The sequence below is a fragment of the Corynebacterium tuberculostearicum genome (assembly GCF_016894265.1).
In the GTDB taxonomy this organism is placed as follows: Bacteria; Actinomycetota; Actinomycetes; order Mycobacteriales; family Mycobacteriaceae; genus Corynebacterium; species Corynebacterium tuberculostearicum_D.
In genome coordinates this window covers 1,600,981-1,616,734 of the sequence record NZ_CP069791.1, presented here as the reverse complement: position 1 = coordinate 1,616,734, position 15,754 = coordinate 1,600,981, and the positions used below count along the sequence as shown (strand labels likewise).

At 59.6% G+C, this 15,754-nt stretch carries 13 protein-coding genes and 2 pseudogenes; 3 read left to right on the top strand and 12 right to left on the bottom strand.

Annotated features, from left to right (window positions below):
* Positions 1–22: 22 nt before the first annotated feature.
* The 3 genes and pseudogenes from I6J28_RS07755 to I6J28_RS07745 all read left to right on the top strand — a co-directional run.
* Positions 23–973, top strand: a pseudogene (locus tag I6J28_RS07755) (IS1249 family transposase); the annotation flags it as partial.
* Positions 974–1,024: 51 nt separating this feature from the next.
* Positions 1,025–2,259, top strand: a protein-coding gene (locus I6J28_RS07750; protein WP_172953431.1) for an IS3 family transposase whose coding sequence is annotated in 2 segments (ribosomal slippage) — positions 1,025–1,313 and positions 1,313–2,259 — 1,236 coding nt in all. Because the reading frame shifts where the segments join, the coding sequence is not laid out codon by codon here.
* A gap of 21 nt (positions 2,260–2,280) precedes the next feature.
* Positions 2,281–2,448 (top strand): annotated as a pseudogene (locus tag I6J28_RS07745) (IS1249 family transposase); the annotation flags it as partial.
* A gap of 60 nt (positions 2,449–2,508) precedes the next feature.
* On the opposite strand, the gene I6J28_RS07740 reads toward I6J28_RS07745, so the two are convergent.
* The 12 genes from I6J28_RS07740 to I6J28_RS07685 form a co-directional block, all read right to left on the bottom strand.
* Positions 2,509–3,606 carry an aminopeptidase P family protein gene (locus I6J28_RS07740; RefSeq protein ID WP_204608912.1) on the bottom strand — a complete coding sequence of 366 codons (1,098 nt, stop codon included), beginning with the start codon at positions 3,604–3,606 and terminating at the stop codon, positions 2,509–2,511.
* A gap of 121 nt (positions 3,607–3,727) precedes the next feature.
* The gene (gene aroQ, locus I6J28_RS07735; RefSeq protein ID WP_204608909.1) at positions 3,728–4,156 is read right to left on the bottom strand and encodes a type II 3-dehydroquinate dehydratase; all 429 of its coding nucleotides are present in this window, start codon (positions 4,154–4,156) and stop codon (positions 3,728–3,730) included.
* A 3-nt stretch (positions 4,157–4,159) separates the two neighbouring features.
* Entirely contained in the window at positions 4,160–5,230 is a 1,071-nt protein-coding gene (gene aroB, locus I6J28_RS07730; RefSeq protein ID WP_204608905.1) for a 3-dehydroquinate synthase, read from the bottom strand.
* 65 nt (positions 5,231–5,295) lie between these two features.
* Positions 5,296–5,832 carry a shikimate kinase gene (locus I6J28_RS07725; protein ID WP_204608902.1) on the bottom strand — a complete coding sequence of 179 codons (537 nt, stop codon included), beginning with the start codon at positions 5,830–5,832 and terminating at the stop codon, positions 5,296–5,298.
* Positions 5,833–5,835: 3 nt separating this feature from the next.
* Positions 5,836–7,047, bottom strand: a complete 1,212-nt coding sequence (gene aroC / locus I6J28_RS07720) for a chorismate synthase (protein WP_204608899.1) — start codon at positions 7,045–7,047, stop codon at positions 5,836–5,838.
* A 68-nt stretch (positions 7,048–7,115) separates the two neighbouring features.
* The gene (locus I6J28_RS07715; protein ID WP_204608888.1) at positions 7,116–7,508 is read right to left on the bottom strand and encodes a prepilin peptidase; all 393 of its coding nucleotides are present in this window, start codon (positions 7,506–7,508) and stop codon (positions 7,116–7,118) included.
* A gap of 112 nt (positions 7,509–7,620) precedes the next feature.
* Positions 7,621–8,448: a shikimate dehydrogenase gene (locus I6J28_RS07710; RefSeq protein WP_204608886.1), complete on the bottom strand. Its 828-nt coding sequence runs from the start codon at positions 8,446–8,448 to the stop codon at positions 7,621–7,623.
* A gap of 31 nt (positions 8,449–8,479) precedes the next feature.
* The gene (gene mltG / locus I6J28_RS07705) at positions 8,480–9,673 is read right to left on the bottom strand and encodes an endolytic transglycosylase MltG (protein WP_204611433.1); all 1,194 of its coding nucleotides are present in this window, start codon (positions 9,671–9,673) and stop codon (positions 8,480–8,482) included.
* Between the two features lie 38 nt (positions 9,674–9,711).
* Entirely contained in the window at positions 9,712–10,263 is a 552-nt protein-coding gene (gene ruvX / locus I6J28_RS07700) for a Holliday junction resolvase RuvX (protein ID WP_204608884.1), read from the bottom strand.
* A 10-nt stretch (positions 10,264–10,273) separates the two neighbouring features.
* On the bottom strand, positions 10,274–12,958 hold the full coding sequence (alaS, locus tag I6J28_RS07695) for an alanine--tRNA ligase (protein ID WP_204608882.1): 2,685 nt from the start codon (positions 12,956–12,958) through the stop codon (positions 10,274–10,276).
* 101 nt (positions 12,959–13,059) lie between these two features.
* A complete protein-coding gene (locus I6J28_RS07690; protein WP_204608879.1) occupies positions 13,060–14,451 on the bottom strand; it encodes a replication-associated recombination protein A in 1,392 nt (463 codons plus the stop codon).
* Between the two features lie 43 nt (positions 14,452–14,494).
* A complete protein-coding gene (locus tag I6J28_RS07685) occupies positions 14,495–15,709 on the bottom strand; it encodes a phosphotransferase (RefSeq protein ID WP_204608877.1) in 1,215 nt (404 codons plus the stop codon).
* Positions 15,710–15,754: the final 45 nt, after the last annotated feature.

Genomic DNA, 15,754 nt, shown 5'->3' with positions numbered 1-15,754 from the left:
CACACAAACAACTTGACACGCTCGATGCCGCACCTGCAAGGCCACCTTCACCCGCGTGAATAACGATGCCGTGCAAGCCAAATGGTTCCGCCTGTTCATTTCCTGGCTCACCTCCAGCAACAGCCTGGAAGAAACGGCTAAAACCTGCGGTGTTTCACCACGAACTTTGCAACGACGCTTCACACCGTTCTGGCTTATCCAACCACCCCGAAGCGTTGATAGGCAGCGAATCTACGACCAAATCTTCATCGACGGCACCTACTTCAACACCAAATGCCTTGTTGTAGCTGCCGACTCCAGCCATGTCATCAATTGCTTCTGGTGCACGAAAGAATCCTCCTGGTCCTACATGCGCCTGCTCGACCCGCTAGCCCCACCACAATTGGTTACCTGCGATGGCGATGCCGGAGGGCTTAAAGCACTACACCAGCTGTGGCCTCATACCCCGGTTCAACGCTGCATTGTCCACGTCAAACGCAATATTCAACGCGCCACCGGCCTTTATCCCACTTCCGCTATGGGCAAAGCATTACAACGACTTTCCTTTGAACTACTCGCCGTTGACAACCTGGATAAAGCAGCCGAATGGACCGTAAAACTACAACAGTTCAGCACCGTATTTAGCACCCAGCTCAAAGCCAGAACCTACGTCAAAGACGTCCCCTTCGACCAGATTCCAAAAGCCAAACGCCGCAACAAAAAATGGTGGTACACCCACTACACCCACCGCGGAATCTACTTGCAGCTAAAGAAAATGAGCCAACAAGGCCACCTCTTTGCCTACCTCACCAAAGCTAAACAAGACCAACGATTGGAACGCACGACCAACAAGCTAGAAGGCGGGGTGAACTCACAAATAAAGAACCTCATGCACGCCCACCGAGGACTGCACGACGAACAACAACGCATCGCCTGCGACTGGTGGCTATACCTCCACACGCAACTGCCTGACGACCCTGTAGAGATCACCAGGCTGAAGTGTCCCAGGTTTTGTTCCGTTTGAGTAGATGGGAAAATCTGGAATATGCCAAGAAAATTTGACCAGGATGCGAAGGATCGTGTGGTCCGTCTTGTAGAGGACCGCATCTTGGCGGAAAATATGTCGATGCAAGCCGCGTGCCAGGCAGTAGCCCCAAAGCTGGGGGTGTCATGGCACACAGCCCGTCAATGGACCCAACAGGCCCGCCGTGCGGGAAACATCCCAGAACCCGTGCCTGAAGATCTGGCCGCCGAAAACGCGAGGCTTCGCCGTGAAAATCAAGAGCTACGCGACACCAATGAACTTTTAAAGGCTGCCTCAGCTTTTTTCGCGTCGGAACTCGACCCAAAACGTCGGAAATGATCCGGTTCATCGATGAATACCGGAATCGTTTCTCTGTCGAGTTCATCTGTAAGACGTTGAAGAAAAACCGCGCTGGTGGGTTCATCACCTCGCGTGGGTATCGTCAGTCCAAGGCCCGTGGGGTAAGTGCTCGCCGCCTTCGTGATGCTGTGCTGGTTGAACGCATTAGTGCTATCCATCGGGATAATTACGGCATCTACGGTGTGCGGAAAATGTGGCATGCTCTTCATCGTGACGGAATCGATATCGGTCGTGAACAAACCGCGCGGCTGATGCGTCTAGCCGGTGTATCAGGCAAAGGCAAAGGCCGCTCGCCTATGACCACTCGCACACCTCAAAGGCCGGATTTACGCCCGGACTTGGTGGAGCGAGAATTCAAAGCCGAAGGCCCGAACAAGCTGTGGGTGGCTGATATTACCTACGTGCGCACGAAGAAAGGCTTTGTGTATGCCGCGTTTGTCACCGATGTTTACTCCCGACGGATCGTTGGGTGGGCGTTATCAGATTCCATGCGCACCGAAGCGTTGCCGCTGCAAGCTCTCAACCAGGCGATCGCGTCTGCTGAGGAAACAACAGGTCTCATTCATCATTCGGATCACGGCTCGCAGTATGTCAGCGTTGTCTACAACGAGCGTCTTGCCCAGCACGGGATTGCCGCTTCCACCGGAACTGTCGGGGATTCCTATGACAATGCTCTGGCGGAAAACGTTAATGGTTCCTACAAAAACGAGCTGATCCATACTCGCAGGTGGGATGAGGTTGTCGAGGTGGAAATCGCGACGTTTGAGTGGGTGTCATGGTGGAACGAGACGAGGCTTCACCAAAGCTTGGGATACCGAACCCCGGTCGAAGTGGAAACCGAATTTTGGGACCAGCACCCGCCGCAAGCAATAATAGAAATCAAGGCAAATGCCTAGGAACAAAACCCGGGGCACTTCAGGCAGCAAAACTGGGGCCAGGACGCACTCGCCAAAGCACAAACCCTAACCAACCAAGAAAAACAAGCCACCAGCGGCCACGAAGACGGCCGACCAGCAACCTACGACAGTGCCATCGACACTGCCTACAACCACTCTATGGGAATACGCAAAGGCCACATACGCTAAACCCCACCAACACAAAATGTCGTTTAGCCCGACACGCCGCAAAACAACACATTCTGTCGTTTAGGCCGTAAATTCCTTCGTCGCGGCGGTAATGATCTTCGGCGCACCATCGGTGATGATGAGGGTATCTTCGATGCGCACGCCGCCCTTGCCCGGAACATAGATGCCCGGCTCAATGGTCAGGGTCATGCCGGCGGCGAGCTCACCCTTACCGGTCCGTGCCGCGAACGGGGCTTCGTGGACGTCTAGGCCCACGCCGTGGCCCGTCGAATGCACAAAGTAGTCGCCATAGCCGGCGGCGGAGATGACATCGCGGCAGGCGGCGTCGACGTCGGCAAGCTTAGCGCCCGGCACCGACGCTGCCACGCCTGCCTTTTGGGCGCGGAGCACCACATCATAGATTTCCTTGGCAAAGTCATTCGCCGTGCCCACGACGTAGGTGCGGGTGCAGTCGGAATTAAACCCGCGCAGGTACGCACCGAAATCGATGGTCACAAGGTCGCCATCCTCGATGACCCGGTCATCAGCGCCATGGTGCGGCATCGCCGAGTTCGGGCCGGAAGCCACGATGGTATCGAAGCTCACTCGCTCCGAGCCAAGCATGCGCATCCGATATTCCAAATCGGCAGCCACCTGGCGCTCGGTGCGGCCGGCACGCAACTCACCAGCGGCGAGCAACTCCTCCAGTGCCTGATTAGCCAGCGCGGCAATCTCTTCCAGCTTTTCTAACTCGAGCGAATCTTTGACCAAGCGAATTTTCTCAATGACCCCGGCGATAGGAACCAAGGTAACCGACTCCGGGGCGGACTCTTCGAGGTCCTTCAGTTCAGAGACCGAGAGGTAGTCGGCTTCAAAACCGACTCGAACCGGCCCCTCGACATCGGCAAATTGCTGCAGCAGCACCTTTCCTACCGCGCGGCCTTGGATAGCCTCCAGATCGGGAACTTCGCGGGCGATTTGCGTGGTGTACCGGCCGTCGGTAGCAACCTGCGCGGTAAGGTCCTTACGCAAGAGTAGCCCGCCATTCGAGCCGGAGAATCCCGAAAGGTAGCGCACGTGCGTGAGGTGGGTGACCAGAACGGCATCGATGCGCTGGCCGGCCAGTTCCGCGGCAAGCTTGCGGCGCCGGTCACTAAAACGGGTATCTGCCAAAGCCATGATTTCATCCTTCTGGGTCGACTGCGGTGTAGAAAGTATCCACCCAGTATATCGACCCTGCCACCGCAGTTGGGCGGATTTCTTTCTTTGCCGGCTGCCGCCCAGCCCGTTCGTGGGGTGCCTATTGGCAGAGGTAGTCCACTGCCGCCACGTAGCCAAAGACCCCCAACCCGGCGATTACGCCGCGGGCGATAGGGCTGAGATAGGAGTGATGGCGGAAGGGCTCGCGCGCATGCACATTAGAAATATGCACCTCTACGAATCCGGCGCCATCGGCTACCTCTGCCAGGGCATCCCGCAGGGCCACTGAGGTATGGGTAAAACCGCCGGGGTTGATAATCACTGGGAGGCCCGCATCCGCGGCGGCATGCACCTTCTCAATGAGCTCGCCCTCATGGTTGGACTGAAAGCACTCTACTTCTGCACCGTGCGAGGCAGCGCGCGAGGCAATCATTTGCTCTACGTCAGCCAAGGTGGTGGAGCCGTAGACATCCGGCTGGCGTTTTCCCAAGCGGTTCAAGTTCGGGCCGTTGAGGACAATAATCTTCATTTTCTACTCCGAAATCGCGGCGTAGGCCGCCTCTAGCTCTTCCGTGCTGGGCCCCTCGAGACGGGTGGTCTCGCCCACCCCAGTCAAGGCTACAAAGCGAATCATTCCGTCGCGGTTCTTCTTATCGTGGGTCATTGCCTCATACAGGTCCCTGAACTGGCCCGGCCTATACGTGGTCGGCAGCCCAATGCTGTCAAGAATCCGGCGGTGCTTTTCCACCAGCTCTGCGTCAATGAGGCCGCGCTCATGCGCCAGGTGGGCGATGAACATCATGCCCACGGCCACCGCGTTGCCATGGCGCCACTGATACTGTTCATGGCGCTCCACCGCATGGCCAAAGGTGTGGCCGTAGTTGAGCGTTTCCCGCAGGCCCGATTCTTTGAGGTCCTCGCCCACCACCGCGGCCTTGACCGCGATGGAGCGCGCAATAAGTTCTGGAAGGAAGCCCTGCGGGTCCACGCATGCGCCGGGGTCACTGTCATAGCGTTCAAGGATCACCGGGTCATGGATGAATCCGGTTTTGATGATTTCTGCCGAGCCAGCAATGATCTCTGCCGCGGGCAGGGTATCCAGACGCTCGAGATCCACAAACACAGAATCTGGCTCATGAAAGGCGCCAACGAGGTTCTTGCCGGCTGCGGTATTGATACCGGTTTTGCCGCCGACGGCCGCATCAACCATGGCCAATAGCGTGGTAGGCGCCTGAATGACCTTGATGCCGCGCATCCACCCAGCCGCAGCGAACCCAGCCAAATCGGTGGTGGCGCCGCCGCCGAGGCCGATAATGACGTCACGGCGGTTAAAGCCCTTTTCCCCCAGCTGATCCCATACGCCACCGATGACGCTGAGTTGCTTGGCGGCCTCGGCATCGGGGACGTCGATAAGCGTAGGCTCCACCCCCTCAGCGGCAATGAGTTCCGCTAGGCGCTCGGCCGCGGCACGCAGCGGCGGCTGGTAGATAATGCCAGCCTGGCCTGCACCAATCTGCGCACAGCGCCGCGCGATGTCCCGGTTGAGATCAGCGCCAATGCGAACTTCATAGGGCTGTGGTCCATTAACGGCAATACTGGGCATGGTGGTCCTTTCCGTTCGACGCCGAGCCAGTGGGGCGAGAGACTAGTGCTAGCGCGGCGGGGAATCTACAGGGTATCGAGAAAGCCGAGGATATCGCCCACCACCTGCTGTGGGGTCCGGGCATCGGTGCGCACCCGATAATCGGCTACCTCCTGGTAATACGGGCGACGCGCCTCCACGAGGTTGCGGTAGTGCTCGAGGGGATCTGCGGCCGCGAGAACCGGCCGATTGCTATCCCCAGACGTCCGCCGTGCACCTTCTTCAGGGGAAGTATCCAAAAAGATGACGGTATGGCGCTCCAGCAGCCCGCGGGTGGAGTCCGTCAGCACTGCCCCGCCGCCGAGGCTAACGACTCCACCAGTGCGCAGTGCCGCAGCAACGTGCTCGGCTTCAAGCACGCGAAAGTCTGGTTCACCCAGCTCGCTAAAGATTTCCCCGCACGGCTTATTCTTAGCCTGCTCAATAAGGTGATCCGAATCCACCAGTTCGCAGCTCAAGGCGTGGGAAAGGCGGCGGCCAATGGTGGATTTACCCGCACCTGGCGGGCCAACCAAAACAACACGTGGACGGGGCAGGCCCGTAACGGCGGTTGGGGTGGTCATAACTTACTCCTGGTCAAAAGCAAGGCGGTCCGAAACGTATTTATCATACGCGGCGATGGCCGCGGAGGTTTCTTCGAGGCTATCGCCACCGAATTTTTCTAGCACGGCGCGCGCAAGAACGAGGGCAACCATTGCTTCTGCAACGACGCCCGCCGCCGGAACCGCGCACACATCGGAGCGCTGGTGAATGGCAGTAGCTTCAGCGCCGGATTCCATATCAATAGTGCGCAAGGCACGCGGAACGGTAGAAATCGGCTTCATCGCCGCCCGCACGCGCAGCTGCTGACCGTTCGTCATGCCGCCTTCGAGTCCGCCTGCACGGTTGCTAAGGCGGGATACGCCTTCTTCGGTTCGCACCATCTCATCGTGGGCAGCGGAACCGCGACGACGGGCCTCGGCAAAACCATCGCCAATTTCCACGCCCTTGATAGCCTGGATACCCATCAACGCGCTGGCCAATTGGGCATCCAAGCGGTCATCGCCGGAAATATGCGAGCCCAGGCCGATAGGCAGGCCATCGACCACAACCTCAACGATGCCGCCCAAGGTATCGCCCTGCTTCTTTGCGGCCTCAATTTCCGCGATCATGGAGGCTTCAGCCGCCTTATCGCAGGCGCGGACCGGCGAGGCATCGATAGCCTCAATGTCCGCGAACGCTGGCGCAGGCCCCTCATAAGGCTCGGAAGCGCCAATGGAAATCACGTGGGAAAGAACCTCGACGTCCAAGGTCTCGCGCAGGAAGTTACGCGCAACGGTAGCTGCGGCCACTCGCGCCGCCGTCTCACGCGCAGAGGACCGCTCGAGGATGGGGCGTGCTTCACTGTGGCGGTACTTCACCATTCCGGCAAAGTCCGCGTGCCCAGGGCGCGGCCTCGTCAAGGCGGCACCGCGGCCGGAGTTCATCGCCTTGATGGTTTCTTCATCGTCCATATCCAGCGGATCGGCCGACATGATGGTGGTCCACTTGGGCCACTCCGTATTGCCAATCATGATGGCGATGGGACTACCCAAGGTAAGCCCGTGGCGGACTCCACCCAGCACGGTGACCTCATCAGCCTCAAACTTCATACGGGCACCGCGGCCATAGCCTAGGCGGCGCCGGGAAAGCTGATGAGAGATATCGGCGCGGGTAATGGGGACCCCAGCGGGCATGTGCTCCAGCATTGAAATTAGAGCTTGGCCGTGCGATTCACCTGCAGTAGTCCAACGAAGCATGCGGGTATTATCGCACGGCCTGGCCAATCCAGTACCAACTTGGCCCCGCAAAATATTCTTCCACCCCCTCAAAGAGGGTGTGCACATGCGATTACGACCGTTGCCGCTAGCAACATTGCAGGGCCGTGCGGGCTCTTCTTCTGTCCGACACACGCAGACCAGACCAAAGTCAGAAGGGACGCACAGCCGCTTGCCGCTACCACGCCCATAAACCCGGCCACATGTCCCACCAGCATTCCTAGGGGCCAGGCGAGTTTTATGTCGCCTCCACCGACTCCTGCACGGGCTAGCCCTAGCACCAGGTACATCCCCGGCCACCACAGCCCACTCCAATTGGCAACGGCAAGCGAGAGCACCGCAGCTGGAAGCGTCAGCCAGTCTGGCAATCGGCGCTGCCGAATATCCCACCAAGACAAGGCTGCTGCCCATAAACAATAGATAAGTCCCCCGAGTATCAACACGGGGATCACTCTAAGGCCCACCGTGAGGAAGCGCTGCGCGCCAATGTCTACATGGCGAAGTCTGCAGCTCCTGCTGCGCGGGGTTACAGCCCGCGCTTGCCGACGTCCCCTTCTACTTAGTCGTCTGCGACCGCCGCTGCAGCTCTTGGTGCAATGCTTTGAGCATCTCTTCCCGCGGCGCAGCCACCCCGGTAAACTGCTCGAACTGGCTAAATGCTTGGTGCGCGAGCATGACATGCCCGCCGACGGTCTTGTACCCATTGGCCGCCGCGCACGTGGTCAGCGGTGTAGGCCAGGGATCATAAATGACGTCCAGCACCGGTGCGTGGGCGAGGTCAAAGACATAGTCTTTCACCGCCGCGGCTGGAACCGTGGACACAATGACATCGACGGCGCGAGCCAGCGCGGATAAGTCCCCGTCGAAACTGACAAAGGAAAGTTCCAGCCCTAGGTTCTGCGCGAGCGGCAACAGTTCGGCGCTACGGTCGGAACGGTTGAGGACCGTAACCTTTTTCACCCCGCGCTCGGAAAGCGCCCACAACGCGGGACGAGCGGTGCCCCCAGCACCAATAAGCAGCGCATGAGCTACTGGGCTATCCCCCAGGAGTTCGGCGAGCGCGCCGCGTACGCCCTCGGTATCGGTACTGTCCGCATACCAACCATCAGCCCTGCGCACCAAGGTATTTGCTGAGCCAATCAGTTGGGCCCGGTCACTTACGGTGTCCGCAAAGCGGAGGGCGGCAAACTTGCCGGGCATGGTCACGGAGAAACCAACAAACTCTGAGTCGCTTGCCGCCACCAATTCCGGCAGCCCCTCCGCCGATGTTTCACAGCGGGTGTAGTCCCAACCGGCCAGTCCGGCGGCCTCGTAGCCAGCATTGTGAAGCACCGGAGACAAGGAGTGCTTGATGGGGCTACCAAGGACCGCCGCACGTGGCATGGTGTTCTACCTCTTTGTGGTTGTCGCGACTCTACTGGGCGGGCTGCTCGGCAGCGGCGTCGCCGTTGCCGGAACCAGCGCCCTCACCTTCGCGCTTGGAGTCAAGCACGCCGGAGCGGATGGCGTCATCGACGCGGCCCAAGTGCTCATCGTAGCTATCGGAGAAGACGGTAGTGCCCTCCTGGTCCACGGTGACGAAGAACTTCCAGTTGCCCTCGGCCGGCTCTTCCATGGCCTTGATTGCATCGTCCGAAGGAGAAGCAATCGGGGTATCCGGTAGGCCCTCCTTCGCATAGGTATTCCACGGGGTCTTCTCCTCACGGGCCTCATCGGTGGTGGCCAGCTCTACGTCTTCCAAGCCGTAGTTCACGGTGGAGTCAAACTCCAGGCGCATTGGCTCGTCCAAGCGGTTGAGGATAACGCGGGCAACCTTGTCGAACTCGCCTGCCGGCGCCTCGCGCTCCACCAAGGAAGCGGAGGTGAGTAGCTCATAAGGGCTCAAGCCGATAGCCTGGGCGCGTTCCTCAATATTGGTCTCGTTGTAGCGCTCGGTGGAACGGGTGATGAGGTCCTTGAGGATATCCTTGGCCTCCATATTGGGGTCCAAGACGTACTGGCCTGGGGCGATAAGGCCCTCAATGCGCTTGGGGTCATTACCGCGCTTGTTGATAGCGTCCAAGGCCCACTCCGGTGCGCCCAGCTCGGATGGGTCGGTTTCCGCCGCAACCTTTTCCAGGTCCTCCTTCTTCAGGCAGTTGCCATCGTTACAGCTGACCTCAGAAATCAGGGAGTAAATGCCGTAGCGAACGTCTCCGCCCACAACCTTGACGTCCTCCAAGGTGGCGCCACCTTGGACCTCGAGCATGTCCACGCGGTTATTCTCATCCAGCAGTGCCTCGACTGCTGCATCCGCGCTCATTTCTTCCTGCAGTCGATAGAAGCCCGGCTGGATTTGGCTTGCGCTGTGGTTCATCGACGCAGCAGAATCGAAAGCGTCTTGCGTCTTCACCACATTCTTCTCTACCAATGCAGGTCCGAGCTCGGACATGGACGAGCCTTCCGGCACTTCCACCAGCTGGGTGGTACCGTTGCCGGTTCCTTCATAATCGGCGGAGGTATTGCCGAGGCGGAATCCGATGTAGATAAGGGCGCCAAGGATAACGATGATCGACGCAATGACAACGGCAATGCCGCGCTGGCGGCGCTTGACGTATTTCGGCTCCATCGATCGGCCGAGGCGTTCTTGGTTACGGCTCACGTGTTTTAGTCTCCTGAGTCTGAAGGCTGGTCTATTGCATCATGGGAACGTAGCGCGCTCACACGCCCATCCAACCAAGTCTGCAATATCTCCACCGCTGCTGCTTGGTCGATGACTTTACGGCCCTTCTTCTCGGACACGCCGGACGCGCGCAGCGCGCTGGTTGCTGCCACGGTAGTCAGACGCTCATCAGCCAAACGTACTGGTGGTGGAACCTTATCTATACTTGCATCTCGATTCAACCGACGGCGGATCCGAAACGCAATTTCCTTAGCATGTTTTACGCTTTTTGAGCCATTTCCCTGCAGGTCCCGTGGCAGACCTACGATGACCTCAACTGCGTCGTAGGAATCAATGAGTTCCAGGATGCGGTCAATATCGCCCTTATCGCGGTCCTTGAACCCAGTTTCCCGGTGCACGGTCTCCACTGGGGTGGCAAGCGTGGCTTCCCTATTGGACACTGCCACGCCAATGCGCACGGTGCCGACATCGAGTGCGAGCCGGCGGCCCTGCCCCGGGTCATCAACTCCGGGGGTATCTGGTTCCACTTTTGCCACGGTCGAACTCCTACAGGGACTCGAGCATGTCCTTGACGGCTGCAAAGCCGCGCTCAGCACCGGCCGCAGTAGAACCAGAGCCCTGAGCCATATCCGGCTTACCGCCGCCACGACCGTCGACGTACTGGCCAAACTGCTTGACGATGTCCCCGGACTTCACGCCGCGCCCAACGGCCTTGTCCGTGGCCGCCGCGATGAACGGGAACTTGCCCTTATCCTCGGCACCCAGGACGATAACAGCTTCTTCCTCGCGCAGGCGATTGCGCAGATCCGTAGCAACGGTGCGCAGGTCCCCACCTGTGGTGCCTTCCGGCAAGGTCAGCGCAATGACCTTGAATCCATTGATGTCCTTGGCCGCGCTGACGAACTCGGAGGCACGTGCAGCCAGCTGTTGCTTGCGCAGGGTTTCAATTTCCTTCTCCGCTGCCTTGAGCTTTTCAGACAGCTGCGCGATGCGCTCCGGCAAATCCTCGGTCTGCACCTTGAGCTCGCGGGAAACGCCTTCTACCAAGGCGGTCTCCTTGGAGTAGTAACGGAAAGCATCCAAACCGGAGTAGGCCTCGATGCGGCGAGCACCAGAGCCAACGGAGGACTCACCCAGCACAGAGACCGGTCCGATTTCAGCGGAGGACCCAACGTGGGTACCGCCGCAGAGCTCGATGGAGAACGGTCCGCCGATTTCTACTACGCGGACCTCCTTGCCGTAGTTCTCACCGAATAGTGCCATAGCGCCCATGGCCTTGGCCTCCTCCAGGGAGGTCTCGATGGTGTTGACGGCAAAGTTGGAGTCGATCGCCTGGTTGGTAATCAAAGCGATCTCCTCCAGCTGCGCCTGGCTGAGCTGCTCGGTGTAGTTGAAGTCAAAGCGCAGGTAGCCCGGGCGGTTCATGGAGCCGGCCTGCACGGCGGTGGGGCCAAGCACCTGGCGCAGTGCGGCGTGAATGAGGTGGGTGGCGGAGTGCGCCTGGGTGGCACCATGGCGCCACTGCTCGTCGACGGCCGCCTCAACGGACATGCCCAAGTCAAGACCGCCGGCGGTAACCGTAGCCTTGTGTACCCACAGCTTCTTACCGATCTTTTGAACGTCGTTGACCTCCAGCAGTGATTCGCCGGCCATGATGCGGCCGCGGTCTGCCATCTGGCCGCCAGCTTCGGCGTATAGCGGGGTGTGGTCCAAGATGACCTCAACCTGCTCGCCCTCGTGCACCTGGTCGACCTTCTCGCCGCCGCGGACGAGGCCGATCACTCGGGCGTCGGAAGTAAGCTCCTCAAAGCCAGTGAAGACGGTGGGGTTATTGTCCACCCAGTCGCGGTAGAGGGAAAGGTCAGTGTGGCCGTGCTTCTTGGCCTGATTATCGGCCTTGGCGCGGCGGCGCTGCTCGCCCATGGCATCGTTAAAGCCATCCATGTCGACCTCAAGGCCGGCCTCCTGGGCCATCTCCAAGGTCAAGTCGATGGGGAAACCGTAGGTATCGTGCAGCTCAAAGGCCTTCTCGCCCGGCAGGACCTTTGCGGTTTTCGCGCGGGAAGTGGACTTGAGCTCCTGTACGGCATCATCGAAGAGGCGGGTGCCGGACTCGAGGGTCTTCAGGAAGGCCTTTTCCTCATTCACGGCAACGCGCAGGATGCGCTCACGGTTGTCTGCAATCTCCGGGTAAGACGGGGTCATGGTGTCCATGACCGTATTCATGAAGCGCTCCATGGTGGCGCCCTTAGCACCCAGCAGCTTGGCGGAACGGATAATGCGACGCAGCAGGCGGCGCAGGATGTATCCGCGGCCCTCGTTGCCCGGGGTCACGCCATCCAGGATGAGCATCATGCCGGTACGGGAGTGGTCAGCTACCACGCGGAAGCGGATATTGTCCTCGTGGGAGGCCTTGTCACCATAGGTGGCGCCGGTAAGCTCCTCGGCTACGTCAATAACTGGGCGCAGCAGGTCCGTTTCATAGACGTTGTCTACGTCCTGCAAAATGCAGGCCACGCGCTCGATGCCCAGGCCGGTATCGATATTCTTCTTGGGCAGCTCGCCGACGATCTCAAAGTTGCCCTTGCCAATGCCCTCGCCGCGCTCATTTTGCATGAAGACCAGGTTCCAAATCTCCATGTAGCGGTTGTCATCGGCAATCGGGCCGCCGTCCTTGCCGTACTCAGGACCGCGGTCATAATAAATCTCAGAGCACGGGCCACAGGGTCCAGGGATACCCATGGACCAGTAGTTGTCCTCCATGCCGAGTCGCTGAATGCGCTCTTCTGGAACACCGATCTTGTCGCGCCAAATTTCGGCGGCCTCATCATCATCCAGGTAAACGGTGACCCACAAGCGCTCTGGGTCTAGGCCAAAGCCGCCCTCCTCAACGGAGCCGGTAAGCAAGGTCCACGCATTGGTGATGGCGCCTTCCTTGAAGTACTGGCCAAAGGAGAAGTTGCCGGCCATCTGGAAGAAGGTGTTGTGGCGGGTGGTAATGCCCACCTCATCAATGTCCAAGGTACGTACGCACTTTTGGATGGAAGTGGCAAGGCCCTTGGCAAAGGGCGGGTTCTGCTGGCCTAGGAAGTAGGGCTTAAACGGAACCATGCCGGCATTAACGAAAAGCAGGTTAGGGTCATCCAGGATCAGCGAGGCGCTTGGTACTGCCTCGTGACCAGAATTGACGAAGTGCTGGGTAAACCGTTCCCGGATCTCATGAGTCTTCACGAGCAACAATCCTAACTGTCTGAGCTTTCATCTTCTATCAAGAAGTTTCTAACCCGCCCAACTCTACCCTTCGCTGCACAGCGATTTCCCATCGGTGGGGATCAGCGCGGCCGGCGAGCGTTTTTGCCTGGGCCGTGATTGCCCCGAATAATGCTGCGCAAGCGGCCTATATAGTCATAAACACGCTTCTCAGCCCCATGATCGGTCGGCTCATAGTACACAGAGCCCTCCAGCTCATCGGGCAGATACTGCTGCTCTACAACGCCGCGGGGATCATCGTGGGGGTAGACATAGCCCACGGCATTTCCCATCCGCTTGGCGCCCTCATAGTGCCCATCGCGCAGGTGCGGTGGCACGTGGCCCACCTTGCCGGCGGCTACATCGGCTTGCGCCTGCGTGATGGCAGAAATAACCGAGGGCGACTTAGGCGCGGTGGCCAGGTGGATGGTGGCCTGCGCGAGCGGGATTCGCGCTTCTGGCATGCCAATGAGCTGAGCGGCCTCGGCCGCCGCCACGGCCACCTGGAGCGCGGTCGGATCGGCCATGCCGATGTCCTCGGATGCGTGCACAATGAGCCGCCGGGCAATAAAGCGCGGGTCCTCCCCGGCTTCTACCATGCGGGCGAGATAATGCAGCGCAGCGTCGACATCGGAGCCGCGAATGGACTTAATAAACGCGGAAACCACGTCGTAGTGTTGGTCGCCGTCGCGGTCATAGCGAACCACTGCCTTATTGACGTTGTCCGTGACCGTCTGTGGGGTAATCTCCCCGCCATCGTCGACCGCCTCTGCCGCGGCCTCGAGATAGGTCAGCGTGCGCCGCGCATCGCCACCGGCGAGGAGCACCAACTGATCCAAGGCTTCATCGGTAATCCGAATCTTGCGCTCGCCCAGGCCACGGTCGCTTTCGAGCGCGCGCTTGGCGACGCCCCTTAAGTCATCATCGCTTAGCGAATGCAACTGCAACAGCAGCGAGCGAGACAAAAGCGGCGCGACGACGGAGAAGGAAGGGTTTTCCGTGGTTGCCGCAACGAGCAGTACCGTGCGGTTTTCCACGGCTGCGAGGAGCGCGTCCTGCTGGGTTTTGGAAAATCGGTGCACCTCATCAATAAAGAGCACGGTCCGCCGGCCGTGAATGAGCTCTTGCCGGGCATGGGTGATGACCTCGCGAACCTGCTTCACACCCGAATCGAGGGCCGAGAGGCCCACGAAGTTCTGCCCCATTTGGCTGGCGATGAGCGAGGCAATGGTGGTCTTACCGGTGCCCGGCGGCCCGTACAAGATGACGGAGGCCTCCCCTGAGCCTTCCACGAGGCGTCGCAATGGCTTGCCGGGGGCCAGAAGGTGGTCTTGTCCGACCACTTCATCGAGGTTTTGGGGACGCATGCGCGCCGCCAGTGGGGACCCAGCGTGGGTGGCGAAGAGGTTCTTGCCGGGCAGCGGCGAGGCGCTGCGGTCCGGAGTGGGCCCGCCAAATAATGAGTCTTGAGACACTGGAAAGCTACCTCCTATAAGGGTGCGGGCACATCGTGATTGTCTATTCGTCATCCAAGCGGCGCGCAATAGCGCTGCCAAATTCCGCGATGGGCGCGCAGGCGGGGCCATCGCAACGCGCGGCATATCGGGATAGCGCCTCAAAGGTTTCATAGAGGTCGCGGCGCACGAGCAATTCATCTTCCGTGAACGGACCGTGGTTAGCAGGGCGCAAGATGGAGCGCTGCGGATCGTGGACCACTTCGGCTTCACCCCTGGCTAGGGCAACCAGCCCTTCGATACCGCCGGCGTGCATCGTGGTCACGCTCGATAGCGCCCAACCAATGAGCGAGGCCACGATAAGGCCGTGGATTTCTTCCGCATTGGAAAATAGCGGCCACACCTCAGATACGGCACGAGACCAAGCAGAGATGAAAATATCTGCCTCTTCGTCCGTAATCGGCTTGGAGAAGAGGAACTGCGGGAAGCCGGCGATAACGCAGGCTACGTCGAAGCCAACATTGCGGAATCCTGCCCATTCATAGTCCAAGAAGTGCAGGCGCTGGGACACAATGATGTTATCCGGTGAAAGGTCGAAGGGAGTAAAGGCCCGGTCCTTGCCGGATGCCAGGGAGCGTGCGGCTTGACCCGCTAGCTCTCGGAAGCTCGCCGGTGCTTCAAGCCCGGCTTTATCCAGCAAGTCGAGGCCGATGCCAATGGAGCGCTCCAGCGCCTCATCGCGCACGGACTGGTGCGGGGCCAAATCGGGATTCTTGCGCAGCATCCTATTGAGCAAGGTTTCATAATCTTGCTCATGGCCTGCGGTTCCAGCGTGCATGTGCCCCAACGCACTGCCCAGCGAGCGCAGCACCCGCACGCGGTCATCATCGGTGGACTGTACGAGGACGTCGGCAAGCGTTTCGCCCTCGCCCAAGTCCGTCAACACAATAATGCGCTGCTCCAGATCGTGGGCCAGAAGTACGGGTCCCGGGCGCACGTCCTCAGATAACGCGGTGGTGAACTGATAAGCCACCACCTCGCGCAGCATCGCGGCATCATCGACACCATAGCCGGTGACTGGGTTGTACTTAATAACTACCGAGCGGTGCGGCAAAAAGGCTCCAGGGGCAATCCTGGCGCGTAGGACCATTGCATTTCCGGAACCGTCCAAGCGCTCCACGCTCGACATCTCCGGGCTACCACCAAAACGGCGCGACAGCATCTCCGAGGCGGCCTTGATGACATCCTCGGGTGATAGCACAGCTTCGTTATCAACCATAGTTCTATCCAGTATGCCCCCTCACACCAAAGCGGGGTCACAAGT